This is a genomic window from Gluconobacter sp. Dm-62 (assembly GCF_018256155.1).
Taxonomy (GTDB): domain Bacteria; phylum Pseudomonadota; class Alphaproteobacteria; order Acetobacterales; family Acetobacteraceae; genus Gluconobacter.
The window spans coordinates 129,654-150,313 of record NZ_JAERLY010000005.1; the positions used below are offsets into that span (position 1 = coordinate 129,654).

The following is a 20,660-nucleotide window of genomic DNA, read 5'->3' on the forward strand; positions in this document are numbered from 1 at the left end:
TTTTCATTTCCTTTTCATGAGGCACGCATGACTGCCCTGATCAGATGTGCTCCTCCATCATCCTTCAGAAGAACTGGAGCACCGTCCCCCAGACGCCTTCCATTCTCCAGAACTTCAACCACGCCATGGCTGATATGATCCGGATTGGTCACCTCGATCCTGTACTGGGCCGTCTTCCAACGCAATGTCACGTCAAATCCTGACCATTCCGGTGGAATGCAGGGCGAGAGAAGCAATCTGTCTTCCTCAATCCTTACACCCAGCAGGATTTCCGTTCCGACACGCTGCATCCAGCCAGCCGAGCCCGTATACCAGGACCACCCCCCGCGCCCGACATGCGGAGCCGCGGAATAGACATCAGCAGCCACGACATAGGGCTCCAGCCTGTAGCGATCCGCAGCGGCCATATCACGGGCGTGATGCACCGGACTGATTGTCGAGAACATGGCATGAGCTCCCGCGCCGTCCCCGAGCATTGCCGTTGCCATGACCGTCCAGAGCGCTGCATGCGTATATTGGCCGCCATTTTCCCGCACACCCGGCGGATATCCACGGATGTAGCCGGGATCGGGCTCGGACGTATCGAATGGCGGGGTGAGCACCATGATGATTTCATCATCCAGCCTCACAAGCTGTTCCCGCACAGCCTGCATGGCCAGACGTGCCCGCTCGGGGTCCCCGACACCGGAAATCACAGCCCAGGACTGCGCAATGGCATCGATCCGCCCTTCCCTGTTCAGATGGCTGCCAAGCGGCGACCCGTCGTCGAAATATGCCCGGCGATACCATTCCCCGTCCCAGGCGTTTTCCAAACCGCTCTTCAGCTCTGCAAGGGCCCTTTGCCAGACATCTGCATGAGCCTGATCGTTCCTTGCCTCAGCAAGAGGAATGAACGCTTTCAGCGCCGAAGACAGGAACCATCCAAGCCAGATGCTTTCGCCACGCCCCGCTTCACCGACACGGTTCATCCCGTCATTCCAGTCTCCGGTGCCCATAAGCGGCAGACCATGTGCGCCCCATCTCAGACTGTGATCCAGCGCCAGGGCACAATGATCGTAAAGTGAGGCCGTCCGTTCTGTTATCTCCGGCTGGAGGAAGCGCTCATGCTCGTCGGGTGCAAGAACCGGAGCATCCAGAAACGCAAGTGGCTCGTCGAGAACAGCCCTGTCGCCACTCACCCGCACATAATGCGCCACCGTAAAGGCCAGCCACGCACAGTCATCGGAAATCCGTGTCCGCACACCATTACCCTTCTGGGGCAACCACCAGTGCTGCACGTCTCCCTCAACAAACTGTCGGGAGGCCGCGCGTAGCAGATGCTCGCGGACCAGAGCCGGCGCAGAGGTCACGAGTGACATCCCGTCCTGAAGCTGGTCCCGGAACCCATAGGCACCACTCGCCTGATAGAAACCGGCCCGGGACCAGATACGGCTCGACAGGGACTGATACAACAGCCAGCCATTGAGCATGACGTCCATCGCCCGATCCGGCGTATAGACCTGAATGGCGTCGGTCACGGACCGCCAGCCCTGCTTCACGTCCTCAAGCACGGCATCCAAATCACAGTCCCGATAATGCGTTACCAGGTCACGGGCCTGCTCGGCATTCCGTCCCTGTCCCAGCAGGAAAACGATCTCGGTTTCTTCGCCGGACGCCAATCTGACGACAGTCTGCAAAGCAGCGCAGGGATCCACACCTGCGCCTACGAGCCCCGGCAGATCGGTTCCCTGCACAATTGCCTGAGGCGCGGCCAGGCTTCCGTTGCGCCCCAGAAACGCCGTCCGATCATCCGTTCTGGACATCTGGCGCGCACCGCAGTCCGCGAATGCCACGCACTCGCCAAACGTGTCACCCCAGACGTTCCGCGCAAACACGGCTCCTGTTTCTGTATCAGTCTCGGAGAAAACGAAGGGTGCCGCAGACATCCGGGAGCGACCGAGCACCCATTCCGCATAGGCCGTCACACGCAGTGTCCGCGCGTGCGAAGACTGGTTTACCAGACGAAGCCGCGAGATCCTGACTGGATCTTCCTTTGGAACATACTGCGTAAGTGTACTGGCGATCCCACTGGCCACCCTCTCGAAGCGACTGTATCCCCGCCCGTGATACGCAACATGGACGGCGGAATCGTCGGGACACACAGCCGCAACCGGTGACCAGAACACCCGGCTTTCCTCATCGCACAGATAGAAGGCTTCTCCAGTCGGGTTGCTGACCGGATCGTTGCTCCAGGGCGTCAGCTGGTTTTCGCGGCTGTTGCCCGACCATGTGTAGCCGCTTCCTTCTGCAGACACTTGGAAACCGAAATGAGGATTGGAAATCACATTGACCCACGGTGCAGGCGTCGTACGCCTACCACGCAGAATCACGGCATATTCCTTGCCTTCGGCCGTGAACCCTCCATATCCGTTTGCAAGTTCGAGCTCAGGCAGCGAGGGAGCCTCACCAGACGCCCTGTAGGGCCGGCAGATGGATATTGTACTGGAACCTGCTTTTTGGTGACGGGCCGTTTCCGCCTGCGTGAGCTGGTACTGCAGACTGCCGCCTTTTCCTGAAAGCACCACACGTGCCGCCGAGAACAGAAGTTCTTTCACAACCCCCGACATGAGGCCACCTCTGAGCAAATGAACTCCACCTGCCCCACCCCCCATTGAGGAGGAGCGCACAAGTGTTTCAAGCGCCTGCTGAAGGTCCTGCGCATAAGAGGTCTGGTGTTCATTCAGGATCACCACGTCAACGGCCAGCGCCTTGATGCGGAAATATTCATGGGCCCTGAGCACCGTGCGCACCAGTTCGAAGTCCTCGCTCTCACTTACGACAAGCAACAGGATCGGCAGGTCGCCTGAAAGGCCCTGCCCCCACAGATCGGTCTGCCGTCCCGCACCGCGCCTGATGCGCTCCGGAGAGGCCCGCAGCATCGGCCCTGCATAGAGCAGGGATGCCGCCAGCTGCTGGAACAGGTCAGCCTGTGTGGGCCGGATATCGAGATGCCGCAGTTGAACCTGCGCATGTGTCCAGGCCAGCGTCAGCGCACGATCCAGATCCGCCGGATCCTGATGGCGCTCGATGCTCTCCATGAGCCCTGCCCTGGTGGAGGAGACGATCGTCCAGAACGACAGTTTGCGTGTCGCGCGGGAGGGGATGTTCAGCTTGCATCGCGCAGCAAAGACCGGATCAAGCACGGTGCCCGTACTACCGGAAAGTTCCGTGCGACCCACCAATGCGACGGGTGTGCGGAGATCCCGTCCCCGTCCCACAAACCGAGCCCGGTCAGTTTCGATGGAAAGCGATCCACCTCCTACAATCAGGCAGGCCGCCCAGATTTCCTGTTCACCCGGACTGCGACGGCGCCGCGTGGCGATGATAGCCCGGCGTGAGGCCAGATACTCGGTCTGGACAAACATTTTGGCAAAAGCAGGATGGGCCAGATCCGCGTCAGGCGGACAGAGAGCCAGCTCGATATAGGATGTAACTTCAATCTCGACTGGCGCCAGACCTGAATTGCTGACCGACACACGGCGCAGTTCGGCGTCGTCTTCTGCAGATACCAGAATATCCATTGCAGTCGTCAGTTCGCCGTCCTGCCGCAGATACGTGGCACGGTCTTCCCTGAACTCGACACTGGCGTGATCGGCATCCACCCCACAGGGCTGAAATCCTGCTGACCAGACGCGTCCGCGTCCTGTATCGCGGAGGTAGACATAAGACCCCCAGTTATCGAGCGTCCCGTCCTCCCGCCAACGCGTCACCGCCTGACCGTTCCAGCGACTATAGCCCGAACCTGCACCTGTCAGCATGACACTGTATCGGCCATTGGAAAGCAGATGCGTGACGGGAGCTGCATGCGCATCCAGCACGATGTGCCGGCCACCCGGCGCTTGGCCCGTGGAAGCCGGCGGGGGAAGAAGTTTTTCCTCTTTCAGCGGCCTCGTAATGGCGCCTCCTGTTGGTGCCCGTTCCTGAAGCAGAAGCTCGGCCGCCCCCATCATGGGTTCTGCATGGAAGCGCCTGCGCATGATGCCTTCAAGCACCGTATCCGCGAATGCGAGGATGGACATGCCCTGATGATGCGCCATGTAGGACTGGACGATCGCAAATTTTTCACCTGGACGCAGGCGTTCTTTCGTATAGTCCAGCGCTTCATAGAACCCGAAAACACCCTGTGTGCCGAGCCCTTCCAGACGGGCGAAATTCGCCACGGCCTTGCGTGCATCGACCATTGCAGCCAGAGCGGTCGCATACGGCGCAATCACGAGGTTCTGCGCGAGCCCCCGCTTCATCCCGAGACCCGGGACACCGAAATTCGAATACTGGTAATTATAGTCCAGATCACGGGCATTATAGGCAGATTCCGAGATACCCCACGGCGTTTCACGCGCCTGCCCATACTCGATCTGGCGTCGGACAATCTGGCGGCTCGTTCCTTCAAGAAGGCTGTCAAACGGGGCAGCCATGATCAGGGACGGCATAAGGTATTCGAACATGGACCCCGACCAGGAGACCAATGCCTCTCCACGCGCCACGGCAGCGACAGGACGCCCCAGCCGGAACCAGTCCCTGGCGGGAATATCGCCCTTCGCTACCGCAAAAAAGGCCGCAAGCCGTGCTTCCGAGGCCAACAGATCATAGCAGTTATCGTCGAGCACCCCGTCATTGACGACAAACCCGATGGACAGCAGAGCGCGTTCCCGATTGCGCAGGAAACCGAATTCCATCTCCAGCGCCATGCTTCGCGCCTGCGCTGCCAGTTCCTGCAACAGTGTGGCTGTCCGTATTCCGGCGCCATCATCCTTATGATCGCTGCGGATGGTATGCTGGGCGGCATGAAGCCAGAAAAGGACGTTCTCTGCCCCTGTTGCGGGGACAGCCTCCTTTTCAGCGGACCGGCGTTCTGCCATCGCGACCAGATGCCGCACTGTCTCCTCGGCATGAGTAACGAGAACATTCAGCCGCTGCTCCACAAAGGTCTGGCCTGCAGCATTCTCTCTCATGTCATGAAGGAGTGCGCGGATATCCTGCATGATGTCCTCCGCATGGAAGACATCACTTCCGGAGGTCAGCTCGTTTTGCGCCAGATTCAAGGCGTCCTGAACACCCAGCTTCCATCCGTCACTGGACCGCCCCTTGCGCTCCCATTCCACGAAAGTGCGACCCAGCGTGACAAGATGCCCCGCCAGATTGCCGCTATCCACGGTCGAGACATATACCGGCATCAGCACGGACAGGTCTTCCGTGCTGTACCAGTTATAGAAATGACCTCTGTACCGTGGCAGCCGCGCCATCGTCCCGAGCGTTTCCCTGACCCGGTCCACTGCTTCCGCCATGCCGATCCAGCCAAAATCATGCGCAGCGACAACGGACAGAAGGTAAAGCCCCATATTTGTGGGTGAGGTTCTGCGCGCCAGCAGGCCTCGCGGTTCCTCCTGAAAATTGTCTGGAGGAAGGAAATGATCGGAGGCAGTGACAAACGTCTCGAAATACCGCCATGTCCGGCGGGCCTGCATCCGCAGGAACATCCTTTCTTCAGCAGTTGCCTCAAGCCGGCGAGCTGAAACACTGTACTGGCTCGCCTTCCAGGCCAGAACCGGAGACAGTACCCAGAGAGCGGCAAAGGGCAGGATTACGAGCCATACAAGATGCGCCATCAGCGGCATCAAGCCGAACGCCAGTACAGCCAGAAGGATCGCGCCTCCCATCTGACGCACATATCCCATCACGCTCTCACGCGGTGCCTCGGCCGCCTGCGCCGCCGTCACCCATTGCAGCAAATGCCGCCGCGTTACGAAGACCCTTGCGAGCGTACGGACAATCGCATCTCCCATCAGGCAGGCCTGATCGGCAAGGAAGACAAGGCAGAGCGCAGTGGTCAGAACCGTCCGTTTCAGGTCAGTCCCAAGCAGGGCAAGATAGCTGTCGAGCGTCTCACCCTGACGAAACCGGAACATGTCGATCAGGAGAGGAAGGACAGCAGGAATGGCCACAGTCGCCACAATGCACGTCGTCCAGACAAACGCGTCATGACCACCGAGCATCCAGCCAGCAAACAGCGCTGCCACCGCCATAGGAGCCGAAAGACTGCGCCGCAGATTATCAAGCATCTTCCAGCGCGCGATCCCCATCATGGGGTTGGGTCGCATTCCGATCGTCGGAAACCTGCCCATCCATGAAAAGATCCATGGCAAAAGCTGCCAGTCTCCCCGTGTCCAGCGATGTGACCGCGCCGCTGACACCAGATAGTCCGTCGGAAATTCTTCAATAACCTCGATATCGGTCACCAGACCGGCCCGCGCAAAGACGCCTTCGAACAGGTCATGACTCAGAAGCGTTCCCTCGGGCACGCGATCGTTCAGAGCAGCTTCGAACGCATCAATGTCATAGATGCCCTTCCCTGCGAACGAACCTTCGGAAAACATGTCCTGGTAAAGGTCTGAAACGGCCGCAGTGTAGGGTTCGATCCCGTTTGGGCTCGAAAAGACCCGCTGAAACAGCGTACTGCTCCGCGTCTTGGGCAGCGAGGGCGTCACGCGTGGCTGAAGAATGCCGTAACCCTCGACCACACGCCCTTCTTTCGGGTCAAAACTGGCCCGGTTCAGGGGATGCGCCAGTTTTCCAACCAGACGCCTCACAACGTCATAGGGTAACCGCGTGTCGCTATCGAGTGTCACGACATAGCGCACATCCTGAGGAATGCGCGCGCCGGGAAGCATCATGAAGCTCGTATCCTGAGCTCCACGCAGAAGCCGGTTCAGTTCATGCAGCTTACCGCGCTTGCGTTCCCATCCGATCCATTTCCCTTCGCCTTCCGACCACATCCGGCGACGATGCAGCAGCAGGAACCGGTCCGTGCCGGCATCAGAAGCGCCATAAATCGTATTCAGGCGTCCAACACCCTGCATCGCCTGCTGAAGCAGGCCCTCATCCCCTTCACGATGTTCGAAAGAACAATCGGTCCAGTCAGTCAGAAGAGCGAAGCTGATGTCCCCGTCCCGACTGGCGAGATAATGTTTTTCCAGCCGATCAACCATCTCTGCTACGGCCTGTCGGCGCGTCAGGAGGGTCGGCACGACGACCATGGTTCGCAGTTCTGCCGGAATACCCGTTTTGAGCTCAAGCGCTGGTAATTCAGATACTGTAATGGCCCACATCAGGAATCGGTTCATCCCTGAAACCACGGCATCCGATGCAGGGATAAATCCCAGAACAAGTAGCAGCAGGAAGGCCCGCCCCGGCAGATAGCCATTCATCAGGGAAAGAAAGCCCGAGAGCAGAAGAACTGTCAGCAGCGTGACAGCGACGCTGTAGCCGGTGATCCCGAGCCGCCGGCAGGCTTTGCCGACCTGCACCCGCAGGGGAGCACGGAATTCCAGCTCCTCCTCCAAGGCGGGGCGGCCTTCCGCTATCAGGTAATATCCAGGGTCCGTCCGACGCATATCAGCAGTTTCAGGAAGCCTTGCCTCCTGAGCTTTCGCAACTGCCAGACTGGCAATATCACACTCTGAAAAACGTGATCCTTTCGCAAGTTTTTCGACGGCCCGGCAGTACAGATGGCGCGTCGTGAAGTCCATTCCGGAAAATTCACCGTGGGCTGCCAGTATGCGACTTACAAGACTGACGTCCTCGATGAGATCATTCCAGTCGGTCGTCGTCATGAGTCTGATGCTGTTGATGATATTCCGGATCGTCGCGTTCAGAGTGCCCTGTTCCTGCATCTCTGCGTGAACAATCGTTTCCAGATCCGTTCCTTTTTCCTGAAGTACGCCATCAAGCCATAGGAAAGCCGGATCCTTCTGCGGATCATGTCCTCTCAGGCGATGGGCAAACTGGACCAGAAATGCGGGTGAGAGGCTCTCTGTCTCTACACCTGCAAGCACCCGCATTGTCTGTGGTCCATTAGAACCACCGTTTTCCATTAAGGCATCAGCGAGTGCGTCAGCTCTTTCCCGCGATTGCAGATCATCACTGATTTTTTGTGAAATACGACGCAGATTCTCTATCAGCACGATGCGGATATTGATCGGAACAGCCCAGAGTTCACGGATCAGGAGCGGCTGTGTCTGCTGATAGGTCTCCAGAAAACTGCGGATTGTCTCAGTACCGATATGGCTGTCGGTATGGGCGACGAGCGCCCATGCAATCTCGAAAACCCGTGGCAGCCCTGCAAATGCCCCGTCCACCAGTTTGGGGAGATCACGGTAGTACCCTGCCGGCAACTCCACCTTGATGGTCTGGATCTGCACGTCCATCAGATAGTAGTTGTCGATCAGCCACTCAGCTGCTGGCGTAAGCTGCTTCCCCTGCTCTGAAGCGTGGGACAGGGCAATATTGGCCTTTTGCAGAACGCGCGCATTATCATTCAGACGGCCAATCAATGACCTGCCATGCGCTGCAAATACAGTTTTTGCATGTGAAACAGCGAGGCTATGCGCATGGACACGCATCCGATCCAGTCCAAACAGATCGGCTCGAATGGGGCGTTCATCCGCCCAGCAGTTACGAGAAAGGCTTTCAGATATCGGCCATTTAAAAAACCGGGAGCCAGACGAAACCATTTCTTCCAGAATTTTGGAAATTTCTATCCTGATCGACATCTGTATTGCCTCCATATAGAGGATGGAAAACCACCCAGGTGCCGGAAACAGAAACGACAACAGATTTATCAGGAATAAGTTCTTATTATTTGTTCTGCGTATCGATCACTTTTTCTTGCTATATTAAAAATCATCATGTCTTTTTTTGTTTTTATTTATTTTCATGATGTAATATTCAGAATTTAGGCGAAGGCTTTTCAAATACAGAAATGTTATTTCCAAAACGCAGATGCACTTATGGAACACGCCATGCATTACAGAGATCCCCCATGGAAAACTGAAACCGTGCTCTGGACGTTGAAACGCGCAACAATGATCATCTGACTTTGGAAGCAATATTCCATGATCCGCAAAGGGAACGTCCCATCATCACGATAAGACATATGGCTGGAGGAATTTTTCTGGTTACTGCGCTTGGCGCAGCTGTCCCGTGTTTGGGCGCGCCCAAGCCACTTCCTCCCATCGCCCGTGCGGACATGGACCATAACTCTCACATTGCACTCTCCGCACAGGGTGTCGTTGCGGCACTGGACGTCAGACGGACGACCAGATGTAATGTGCCTATCGTCTGGGCTGATGCGGATTCCAGCCCGACATCGCCATGCAGTATGGCATTTCTGACGCTCCGCACATCGGGCACGGCCCATTCGCTTCCTGCATCTTTTCCGTTAACTCCATATGGGACGGAAGATGACGGAATGGCCCAGCTGAGGATGTCGTTTCGCCATCTGGACGCATCATCCCGCCTCCCACAGCTTCTGGTCTCCGCCTATACCGGAGGCGCACATTGCTGCTCGCTCACATCCATTTTCGATCTGGGTCCGAACGGACAGTGGGAACATCTCGAACTGGGAGCAACGGATGGCGATGGAGAGCCGGATATCCAGGACATTACCGGCAACGGCCAGCAGGAAATCCTGACGTCCGATCAGTCGTTTCTTTATGCTTTTGCTTCACATGCCGGCTCGGAAGCACCAGTCGTCATTTCGCGCTATCATAACGGCGTTCTTGAAAATGTGACGCGCGATCCGGCTTATCGGGACTTTATTGCAAAGGACCTGGCGAACAGGCGGCGCAACTGGGTCCGCTCAGGACGCTTCGAGCCTAATGGTTTCCTGGCCTATGAAGTCGCGACCATGGCCAATCTGGGGAAATTCACAGAGGGCTGGCACGACATGCTGGCTCATGCGCAATCCACGAAAGAGTCCGGGTTCGGGCTTTCTTCCTGCGATCTCAAATCCGCTGCGGACAAACAGAACGGCCATGGGTGCTCGGCAAAAGAGAAGGAGCTGCTTCCATTCCCGCAGGCTCTTTCCTTGTTCCTGATACGAAGCGGATACATCACGCCCGAGCAGGTTGCATCCGCAGCTGACGATCACAAACCAGCAATCGCCCAACAATTGCAGGCTTCCCCTTCAGTTCCTCAGACGGCACGCCCCCCTGAGACTTCCAGCCCGTCGTCATCTGCCACAGCACGGCCTTCTGAAATGGATCACCCGGTCTCTGCGGTGGATGCTCCTACCAGGCCGCATGGATGGTTCGCAATTTTCGCTGGACTTGGACTGGTGCTTTATTTTGTACCCGTCCTGATCGCCTACCGGCGCAATTCGATCAACCAGCGCAGGATTGCGCTGGTGACAGTGCTTCTTGGGTGGACTGTCATCGGATGGGTCGCAGCGCTGATCATGGCGCTTAACGAACCTGTCCGGAAATAACCGGCCAGCCGCACTCAGTCCTGATTAATGGTTTGCGGAATCCGCGCTTCGCGCAATGTCATGCCGCAAACCCGGCTCAAGGATGCCCTTTTAGGCGTACCGATCCGCTGGGAGAGATAGATCCCGGTATGACCTGAGCAAGCATAGGCCACGAAACATCCGGTCGCGAAATAGATGATGTCCCCTGCGCCAAAGAGCTCAACACCCATCAGCGTGCAGGCCAGAGGCGTGTTCGCTGCCCCAGCAAACACCGACACGAACCCGACTGCCGCCAGCAGATCCACCGGAACATGCAGCACAAACGCAAGAATGTTCCCGGACGCAGCTCCCAGAAAAAACAGCGGCGTAACTTCACCGCCCTTGAACCCTGTCGCCAGAACCGTGACTGTAAAGACAAGCTTCCAGAACCATGACCAGGGATAGATCGTCGGGCCAAAAAAGCTGATAATGGATGCTCCACCAAGCTCGGGCGGCAGAACCCCCAAACCCAGATAGTCGCGGTTTCCCACAAGCATGACCAGAAGAATGGTCAAAATACCGCCGATCGCAGGACGCAGCCAGGGCGTCTGACAGATCTTCTTCATGAGTGCTGCCAAGCGATGTACACTTTCGGCAAAGACCCTGCTCATCAGACCAAAAGCAACAGCCGCGATTGCCACTTTTACGACCAGCACCAGATCAACATGGGAAAGTGAACCATCCGTGTTCAATGTCCCCTGAAACACAAGGGGGTAGGACGCATGGTGAATTCCCCATGCACGGCAGGACCAGTCCGCGATGATGGAAGCCATGGCGGCCGGGAGAAGGAACCTGTAGTCCAGTCGTCCCAGCGTCAGAACCTCCAGAGCAAAAACAGCTCCGGCAATCGGGGTTCCGAAAACCGCACCAAATCCCGCGGCAATGCCGCAGGTCAACAGAACACAGGTTTCAGGAGCCCGCAGCCTGAACAGTCTGGCCGTCGCGCTGGCCAGACTTCCCCCGACCTGTATGGCCGTCCCTTCCCGCCCCACAGAAGCTCCGAACAGGTGGCTCACGACTGTGGCGATCAGTACGAACGGCGCCATTCGAAGCTGCACACCCGCACCCGGTTCATGAATTTCATCCACGATCAGATTGGCCCCGGCCTCGACGTCACGTCCGAACCAGAAATAGCACAGCCCGACCGCTACACCGGCCGCCGGAAGAGCGTATAGCAGGGCCGGATGATCAATCCGGAACGACGTGGCGCGCTCCAGAAGCCACAGGAACAGGGCACAGGCGCTGCCAATACAGCCTGATAGCACAACCAGCACGGCACTCAGGCGCACGAGGCTGAACATATCGGGAAAACGGGGCTGATTCTGAATCTTGCTCATAGCGGACGCAACTCTCCTGTCTTGTCCCCGACGGGGACGATGGACAGGAATCATCAGCTTCCGGACGAAGCGGTTCGACCTTGGACGGTCAGGCAGAATCCATTGCCTATAGCATCATCAAAAAAGCCGCGCTGCTCTCGATCTGTCAAGAGATGACAAGCTTTTTAGGGACAGACACTTTCCCACATGACACGGCTATGCCACCGTCTCTGTAACAAAAGCGAACGGTCCCTGCCGTTTCTCCTCTTCCAATTGTTTCAAGGAACTGCGTTTCATGCGCCGCCTTCTGGTTCTCACAACCCTGCTCGCAGGCCTGCCCCTCACAATCCCGGCTCACGCCGAGGGCACCTTTTCCTTCGCCAGCACACCCGGACAGCTTCCCAAGACCGTCGTGCCGACGGATTACATCATCGACCTGACAACCGACATGGAGCATCTGACGCTTCAGGGCGACGAAATCATCAGGGTCGAAGTCCAGAGCCCGACGGCTGACATCACGCTCAATCAGGCAGGCCTCAAACTGGCCAGCGCGCTCCTGGACAACGCGCAGAAGGCCATCATTCATCAGGATGATGCCGCCGAGACCGTCACCCTGCATTTCCCAGCGCCCGTTCCGGCTGGCGTTCATACGCTTGCCATCAAGTATTCCGGGCCGATCCTGAAGACGCCAAACGGTATCTATGTGGACGACTACACCGACCCCAAGGGCAAGCCGCAGCGGATGCTGGTCACGCAGTTCGAGGTCGCGGACGCACGCCGGATGTTCCCTGGCTGGGACGAACCTGCCTTCAAGGCGACCTATCAGCTGAACGTGACACTGCCGTTCGAATATGCGGCCGTCAGCAACATGCCGATCCTCGGCACGACACAGCAGGATGAAAAGACAAAGCGCGTCTCCTTCAGCCCAACGCCCCGCATGTCGAGCTACCTGCTCGCGCTGGTGGCGGGTGATCTGGCTTCCGTCGATGGCAAGGCAGATGGCACACCCATTCGCGTCTTTGCGCCGACCGGCCTCGAAAACCAGGGCACCTACGCACTCGGCGCCGCCGAGAAGATCCTGCCCTATTACAACGAGTATTTCGGCATCAAATACCCGCTGCCAAAAATGGACATGCTGGCCATCGCCGGCAACTATCAGGCTGGTGCGATGGAGAACTGGGGCGCGCTGACCTATATTGACAACGTGCTTCTGTTTGATCCGAAAAACAGCACGCCCCGGACCCGCGAACTGATCTATGAAGTTGTCGCGCACGAAATGGCGCATCAGTGGTCCGGTGATCTGGTGACCATGGGCTGGTGGGACAATATCTGGCTGAACGAGGGCTTTGCCTCCTGGATGGAGATCAAGGCGACGGACAAGATGAACCCGGACTGGGACATCTGGCCGCGTCAGCATGAAACCCGCGAAGAAACGATGGCGACGGACGCCCTGTCCACAACCCATCCCATCCAGCAGGTCATTCATAATGTGAGTGAAGCTAACTCCGCGTTTGACGGCATCAGCTACGGCAAGGGCGAACTGGTCATCCGCATGATGGAAGGCTGGCTTAGCGAAGACCACTTCCGCGACGGAATGCGCGCTTATATGAAGGCCCATGCCTTCGGCAACGCGACCAGTCAGGATCTGTGGAACGCGCTTTCCGGCACGTCAGGACAGGATGTTGGCAAGGTCGCCCGCAGCTTCACGGAACAGCCCGGTATTCCTCAGGTCAATGTCGCGGCCGTCTGCAAAAATGGCCAGACAACCTACACCCTGACGCAGAGCCGCTTCACCATCCACGATCCGAATGCAAAGGCCCTGACCTGGAACATTCCGGTTGTCGCAGGCGGGCCCGGCCTCGAGGCCAGAAAGCTGGTGCTTGGTGCGGACCCCGCCACCTTCACCCTTCCACGTTGCAATGCTCCCCTCAAACTTGATCTGGGCGAGAGCGGCTACTATCGCGTGCATTATGACGACGCGGCATTCGCCCCGATCGCCGCATCGATCTCCAAATTTGCGCCAGTCGACCGCGCCAATATTCTAGGTGACCAGTTCGCGCAGTTCCGGGCCGGGCATGGAGCTCTGTCTTCCTATTTCGACCTCGTGGACCGTCTGACAGCCGCACATGAAAGCGACATCGCCACGCTTGAAGAAATCATCGGCAAGCTGGAAACGCTTGATTTCTACGAAATCGGCAGCCCGGACCGCCCCGCGTTCCAAGCCTATGCCCGCAGCCGTCTTGCCCCGGTCCTGAAGCGTCTCGGCTGGGACCAGAAGCCGCATGAAAGCGTGCTGGACACGATGCTGCGTCCGTCCGTCATTTCAGCGCTGGGTGACTTCAACGATCTGGCCGTACTGGCAGAAGCAAAGCGCCGTTTCGCGGCATGGCTGAAAAACCCGGCTTCTCTGCACCCTGATCTGGTCGGTGCGGTCTCGGCCCTTGCGATGAAGCATGCCGATGTCGCGACATACGAGATCATGGCCAAGAAAGTCCGTGATACACAGGCGACCGAACTCAAACTGCGACTGTTCCAGGCCCTTGCCAAAGCCACGGATCCTGATCTGATCCACCGTAATGTCGAGCTGGCCTATAGTGGCGCCATTCCGAACGGCCGTATTTCCATGGCTCTGTCTTCGGTCGCATCCGGTAGCGAAAATCCGGACCTCGTCTGGAAGCTGGTTCGCCAGCATGAGGCCGAAATCCGCACGCATCTTGCACCCTGGTCGCAGGACGGATTCCTGCCAGCCATCGCAGGACATTCCAACAATCCGGATATCCTGGCCGAGCTTCAGAACGACCCGTCTTCCAGCAAGACGACCGGAGCGAAGATTGCCACGGCCCATGCCCTCAATGTTGTTTCCGCGCGCAAGGAAGCCGTCCAGTCTGCCCAGAGCCAGATCCACGACTGGCTTGCCGCACATACGCACTAACCATCCAAACGAGGCGGAAAAGATCCGCCTCGTCCCTGTCCGGGGCGGTAAAACTGCTATAGACGTGGCTCTCCCGTTTTACCCGCCACCGGACCATTCTGCCTCATGCTTCAGATCGAAAACCTTGTCTTCAACGCCTGGGGACGACAGTTCTTCAATCGTGCAAGTGCGAACCTTCCCAATCCCTCCAAGGTTTCGCTGGTTGGCAGAAACGGCGTCGGAAAATCCACGCTTTTCAAACTGATCAAGGGTGAGCTTCAGCCGGATTCTGGTGACATCGTCATCCCCCGCGCGGCCCGCGTCGCGACCGTGGATCAGGAACATCCCGCCACTCCCATCAGCCTGATCGACACGATCCTCGCAGCCGACACCGAACGCGCAGCCCTCATGGCGGAGTTGGAAACAGCCGATCCGGAGCGGATGGGCGATATCTGGATGCGCCTGATCGAAATCGATGCAGACAGCGCCCCCTCCCGCGCGGCGGAAATTCTCAACGGTCTGGGTTTCTCCACTGAAGACCTTGAACGTCCGATGGCAGAGTTCTCCGGTGGCTGGCGGATGCGCGTAGCGCTGGCCGCTGCGCTTTTTGCCGAGCCTGACCTGCTGCTGCTCGATGAGCCGACGAATTATCTCGATCTTGAAGGCGCCCTGTGGCTGGAAGCGCGCCTCGCCCGCTATCCGCATTCCGCGCTCATCATCAGCCATGACCGCGAATTGCTTAACAATTCCGTGGATTTCACGCTCCACGTCACCGAAGGCAAGCTGGAACTCTACACCGGCGGCTACGACGATTTCGAGCGCCAGCGTGCCGAGAAAATCCGCCTGCAAAGTGCCACCCGCGCCAAGCAGGAAGCCGAGCGCGCCCATCTCCAGTCCTTTGTGGACCGGTTTAAGGCCTCCGCCGCCAAAGCCGCGCAGGCCCAGAGCCGCGTCAAGCGCCTCGCCAAGCTGGCCCCGATCGAAACCACGATCGAGGCTTCGGTCTCGCCGTTTCTCCTTCCTTCACCGGCCCGTCCGCTCGCACCGCCCCTGATCCGGCTGGAAAACGTCGAAGTCGGTTATGCTGACGATCCGGCCATTCTGCGCGATCTGAACCTTCGACTGGACGTGGACGACCGTATTGGCCTGCTGGGCGTCAACGGTGCCGGTAAGTCCACCTTTGCCAAAATGATCGCAGGCGCGCTCGAAGTCCGTTCCGGGGAAGTCTCCCGCTCGCCTCGTATCGAGGTTGGCTGGTTCCACCAGCATCAGATCGAAGCGCTGGATCCGGAGCAGACCCCGCTTGACATCATGCGTGAAGCGCGTCCGGTGGACAGCGACCAGTCCCACCGCTCCCGTCTGGCGCAGTTCGGCATCCATTTCGAAAAGCAGGGCACCAAGGTCGAGGCCCTGTCCGGTGGCGAGCGCGCGCGCCTGCTGCTGAACATGGTGGCCATGGCCGCCCCGCATCTGCTGATCCTCGATGAGCCGACCAACCATCTGGACATCGACAGCCGCCGCGCCCTGCTGGACGCCCTGAACAGTTACGAAGGCGCGGTCATCCTCATCACCCATGACCGCTCACTCATGGAACTGGTCGCGGACCGGCTCTGGCTGGCTGCAGACAACCAGATCGTTCCCTTCGACGGCGATATGGACGATTATGCGAAGTTCGTCATCGAGCGCGCCAAGGGTGGAACATCCGCTCCGTCTCAGAGTGCAGCAAAAGAAAAGCGTTCAAAGGGAAAGAAAAAGAAAAACAAATAGAAAATTACTCAGATTATTAATGACAGCTTCCTTCAGGAAGTACTTCACTCAACCTTCTATCTGCAGAAAATATCTCTCCATTTCAGATAGAAGGTCCTAAAGAGGCTTTCATAATTAGAAAATTTATAATTCCCCTCGATGAATAATATGTAATTTTCATTATTTTTGATTTAAATCAACTTTCAAGTTTCCGTGAGGGCGTAAGTCTGTCCTGCGAAAAAATTCCTTTGGTATGTACTCAAGGAAGCTGAAAGAATTCCATAGCTGGATTTTAGGAAGGGAAAAGCGTGTCTCCTGTTGGTGGCCTGAAGATCGCTGGAAATTCTTTACCCAGACGATACAGACTGCTTTTAGGCGCCGTCTTCTTCGTCGCCTCACCCGTTACAGCCCTTGCACAGAGTACCGACGATCAGGAGCTTGCGGCCATCAAGACCGAAATGCGCATGCTGGAAGGTCGCCTGCAGGCCATTGAGCAACGCAGACACCCGTCCACCGCTTCGCGGGCAGCCCGTGCGACCTCTTCAAGAGCATCTGCTCCAGGCCGCAGAGCTGAGCAAAAAATCGAGACAGCACGCATTGGAACACCACCACGGTCTGCCACTGGAACGCCTGCTGGTTATCCGTCCCCGCCTGCTGCAGGCGGCATAGTCCCTGTTTCTACAACTGGCTTTACTTCTGGCTCTGCTACACAAGGCAACACGGTTTTGCCCGCGCTTGCGGCACCTGCGCCAGTCCATCAGACGCCCCCGCCGCTGTTCCAGTGGCTGGGCAATCAGCGGAACGAAGCCCATCGAACCTCCATTGATCTGTCATCGTCGAGCCCGCTTGCCATTACCCAGACGGAAGTGGACCATCTTCCACCCATCTTCCAGATCGGCAATCTGACGGTCCGCCTGGGCGGCTTCATCGATTTCTCCAACATCTGGAGAAGCTCGAACATGACCAGCGGCCCGGCGACGGCCTGGAACAATTTCCCCTATGCCAACAGCCCCAATCATGGGCTGAGCGAGGAACGGTTCTCCGCGCAGCTTTCGCGCTTTTCTACGCTTCTGGAGGCCAACCCGACCAAGTCAGTGCGTCTTCAGGCCTATGTGGAGACCGATTTCGGCGGCTCCGGTGGCACGACCAACAGCGTACAGATCAACGGCTACACCCCTCGTCTACGACAGGGCTATTTTACGTTCACGCAAAAAGACTGGGGATTGCATGTCCTTATGGGGCAGGCCTGGAGCCTGACGACCAACTACGCCAAGGGCGTCATTCCCCGTCAGGAACAGCTTCCGGCCGTGACAGACAACAACCAGATCCCCGGCATTACCTTTACCCGCGTCCCCCAGATCCGCATCGCCAAGGACTGGGACAGGAAATACTGGCTAGCCCTGTCGATCGAGGACCCTCAGGCGACGGTCGGCTTCTCCGACGCACTCAGTTCGGGAGGCACTCTGCCAGCCAGCTATGGACGCCTGGCTGGGCCGCGGGTTTATTACGCAAACGCAGGCGGTGTGCTGCTGAACCCCAACACGCAGTACAGCTACAACCCGGCGCCAGACATTGTGCTCAAAACAGCGGTCGATACGTCCTTTGGACACTACGAGGTGTTTGGGCTGGCGCGCTGGTTCCGGGGGCTTGTCCAACCGGCAGGTGAAAATCATACCCACAAGAGCACCCAGTTCGGCGGTGGTGTCGGCGCAGGTATGACCGTACCGCTTGGAACCGACAAGCTCCAGTTGACCGGAAACGTGCTGGCGGGTCAGGGCGTGGGACGTTACGGACCCAGTCTCATTCCCGATACGACCTTCGATCATAACGGGAATCCGAGCCCCATACCGGAAATCATGGGATCACTCGGGCTGGTCGGACATCCGGCACGCTCCGTTCTGCTCTATACCTATGGGGGCGTGGAGAGCGCGGGTCGTCGCACTTATCTGGGCGCGGACGGCATTCAGCACGGCTACGGTGCCACAGACCTGAACCTGTCCGGCTGCGAGTACGAATTCGGAACCTGCTCCGCCCAGACAAGGACACTGGCCTCCCTGACGACGGGCGGCTGGTGGCACTTCCTGGATGGCCATTACGGCAGTGTTATGGGCGGCCTTCAGTACACCTACATCCGGAAGTTCGCCTTCAAGGGCAATGATGGCGCAGACCATGCCGTCGACCCCACGACTTATGGACATACGGTGTATGTGACCTTCCGGTATTACCCCTTCCAGCAATGAGGGCTGGTAAAGTATCCACATTCCCTCAAACAGCATTCCATCTTTTCGATACGGACAGACCTCTTTTCACGATCCCCGCGCCACTCAAGGTCATGGCGACCGGTCTCACAGACCTGCCCATGACACACTGGAGAATTTCATGTCTGGCACAACACCTCAGGCGCCTCCTAAGCCCCTGAACCCGGCGCAACCGCAGAAACTTCAGCCGCTTTATGTGCTGTCCTGGTTCCTGTGTGCGCTGTTCTATTTCTATCAGTACGCCATCCGCTCCGCTCCCGGGATCATGCAGGATGAACTGACACAGGCCTGGGGCAACAGCCATCTTGGCCTGATGATCGCGGCCTACTACATCGTCTACGCCCTGATGGCCCTTGCCGTCGGCGTGCTGCTGGACCGCTATGGCGCACATGCAATCATGCCGATGTTCATTGCCGTTACGGGCGTCGGGTGCCTGATCTTCGGTCAGGGCAGTCTGGTTGCCGGCATTGGCGGTTACATCATTCAGGGCATCGGCGCGATCTGCGCTTTCGTGGGCGCGTCCTACGTGGCTGCGCGGTATCTTCCTGCCCGGACGCTGGCGCTTTTCGTTGGTCTGACCCAGTGCATGGGCATGGCTGGCGCGGCTTTCGGTTCCAAGCCGACCCGCATCCTGATCGACCCGCATGGCTCGTTCCATATTCCCTGGCAGTCAGTCTGGCTGGGCTTCGGCGTCATTGGTTTGCTGCTCGCTGTGGCAGTCTTCTTTGTCATGCCGCGCGACACGGGTGACAGCGATCATCACCACGGCGATGTTTCCGTGGCCAACCTGCTGCGTCCGTTCAAGATCATTTTCTCCAACCCGCAGAGCTGGATCGCTGGTCTCGCTGGCGGCCTGCTGTTCGTCCCGACGACGATCGGCGCCCTGGGCTGGGGTGCGCTGATGCTGAGCAAAGGTGAACACACAACGATGGGTTTCGCGGCCACGGATGTCTCGATGGTTCCCATCGGTTGGGTCATTGGCTGCCCGCTTCTAGGCTGGATTTCCGACAAGATCGGCCGTCGCAAGCCTGTCATGATCGGTGGTGCGCTGGTGCTGCTGGCAGCGTCGCTCTGCGCGCTCTATGTCCCGGTCGGCGTTCTGCCGCATTACTCCGTGGCGCTGATCATGGGTATTGCTTCCGGTGCTGCGATGATCCCGTTCTCCTCGATGAAAGAAGTCAATCCGCCCGAGGTCAAGGGAACGGCTGCGGGTGTCATGAACTTCCTCGTGTTCGGAACGACCGGCATCATGTCCCCTCTCGTGTCCGCCCTGATGGGCAAGGATGCGCCGGAGACGATGGAGCAGTTCCACACCGCGTTCCTGCCGCTTGTCATCGGCATCGGAATTGCCATTCTTCTGGGCTTTTTCCTCAAGGAAACCGGCTGGAAAGTCCGCAAGGCGTCCTGATTTTACGGACAGCCCGCAAACAGGAAACGGCCCGCTTTCGCGGGCCGTTTTTTTATGTGCGTTACTTCGCGGCCGTCTTCTCGAACGCCCCGGCGATCGTCAGCGTCACGTCATCGCCGACATAGGGGATATACTTCTTGACCCCGAAATCGCTGCGATGGATCGTCGCTTCAGCCTGAAAGCCAACCGTATAGGCCTTGTCCATCGGGTTGACGCCTGCGCCTACGAAATGGACGTGCAGGACTTCCGGATGGGTCACGCCATGCAACGTCAGATTGCCGGTCACGAGGGCCTCGTCCGTACCTGTCCGGCGGACCTGCGTGGAGACGAAGGTCGCATCCGGATACTTCGCAACATCGAACCATTCGTTGTTCTTGAGTTCACCCGTCAGAACCGTGCTGGTGGTCGAAATGCTTGAAACCGGGATGGTCACGTTCAGATGCGAGGCGTCCGGATGGGCAGCATCAAGCTGAAGCGCACCGGTCACGCCAGAGATCTGGCCGGAATAGTAGGTGAAGCCGAAATGCAGCACGGAGAAGCCAATCTGCGTATGGCTGCTCTCAACCGTATAGGCGCCGGACTGAACGTCGGCAGGGGCTGCTGCGTACGCTGTGGAAGACAGGAGTGCGAGAGCGAACGCAGCGCCTGCGCCCTTGAGGAAACGTGTGTTCATGACTTCATGATCCTTCGTAAGATGTGA

8 protein-coding genes and 1 riboswitch are annotated in these 20,660 nt (G+C 58.1%); of the genes, 5 read left to right on the forward strand and 3 right to left on the reverse strand.

Going from position 1 to position 20,660, the window contains the following annotated elements:
- Positions 1-14 precede the first annotated feature (14 nt).
- Positions 15-8,438 (reverse strand): GH36-type glycosyl hydrolase domain-containing protein, encoded by an 8,424-nt coding sequence (locus tag JK202_RS07825; protein ID WP_408872146.1) that lies wholly within the window; start codon positions 8,436-8,438, stop codon positions 15-17.
- A gap of 533 nt (positions 8,439-8,971) precedes the next feature.
- Here JK202_RS07825 and JK202_RS07830 point away from each other — a divergent pair.
- On the forward strand, positions 8,972-10,303 hold the full coding sequence (locus JK202_RS07830) for a superinfection immunity protein (protein WP_211559882.1): 1,332 nt from the start codon (positions 8,972-8,974) through the stop codon (positions 10,301-10,303).
- 14 nt (positions 10,304-10,317) lie between these two features.
- Here JK202_RS07830 and JK202_RS07835 read toward each other — a convergent pair whose 3' ends face one another.
- Positions 10,318-11,658, reverse strand: a complete 1,341-nt coding sequence (locus JK202_RS07835; RefSeq protein ID WP_211559884.1) for a voltage-gated chloride channel family protein — start codon at positions 11,656-11,658, stop codon at positions 10,318-10,320.
- Positions 11,659-11,695: 37 nt separating this feature from the next.
- Positions 11,696-11,774, reverse strand: a riboswitch (Fluoride riboswitch).
- 158 nt (positions 11,775-11,932) lie between these two features.
- On the opposite strand from JK202_RS07835, the gene JK202_RS07840 reads away from it, so the two are divergent.
- The 4 genes from JK202_RS07840 to JK202_RS07855 all read left to right on the forward strand — a co-directional run bounded on the left by JK202_RS07840 (position 11,933) and on the right by JK202_RS07855 (position 19,960).
- On the forward strand, positions 11,933-14,569 hold the full coding sequence (locus JK202_RS07840) for a M1 family metallopeptidase (protein ID WP_211559886.1): 2,637 nt from the start codon (positions 11,933-11,935) through the stop codon (positions 14,567-14,569).
- 105 nt (positions 14,570-14,674) lie between these two features.
- Positions 14,675-16,315 (forward strand): ABC-F family ATP-binding cassette domain-containing protein, encoded by a 1,641-nt coding sequence (locus JK202_RS07845; protein WP_211559889.1) that lies wholly within the window; start codon positions 14,675-14,677, stop codon positions 16,313-16,315.
- A 287-nt stretch (positions 16,316-16,602) separates the two neighbouring features.
- Positions 16,603-18,534 (forward strand): hypothetical protein, encoded by a 1,932-nt coding sequence (locus JK202_RS07850; RefSeq protein ID WP_211559891.1) that lies wholly within the window; start codon positions 16,603-16,605, stop codon positions 18,532-18,534.
- A 139-nt stretch (positions 18,535-18,673) separates the two neighbouring features.
- The gene (locus tag JK202_RS07855; RefSeq protein ID WP_211559893.1) at positions 18,674-19,960 is read left to right on the forward strand and encodes an MFS transporter; all 1,287 of its coding nucleotides are present in this window, start codon (positions 18,674-18,676) and stop codon (positions 19,958-19,960) included.
- 61 nt (positions 19,961-20,021) lie between these two features.
- Here the strand turns inward: JK202_RS07855 and JK202_RS07860 are convergent, their stop codons facing one another.
- Entirely contained in the window at positions 20,022-20,633 is a 612-nt protein-coding gene (locus JK202_RS07860; protein WP_211559895.1) for a YceI family protein, read from the reverse strand.
- Between the last annotated feature and the right edge of the window lie 27 nt (positions 20,634-20,660).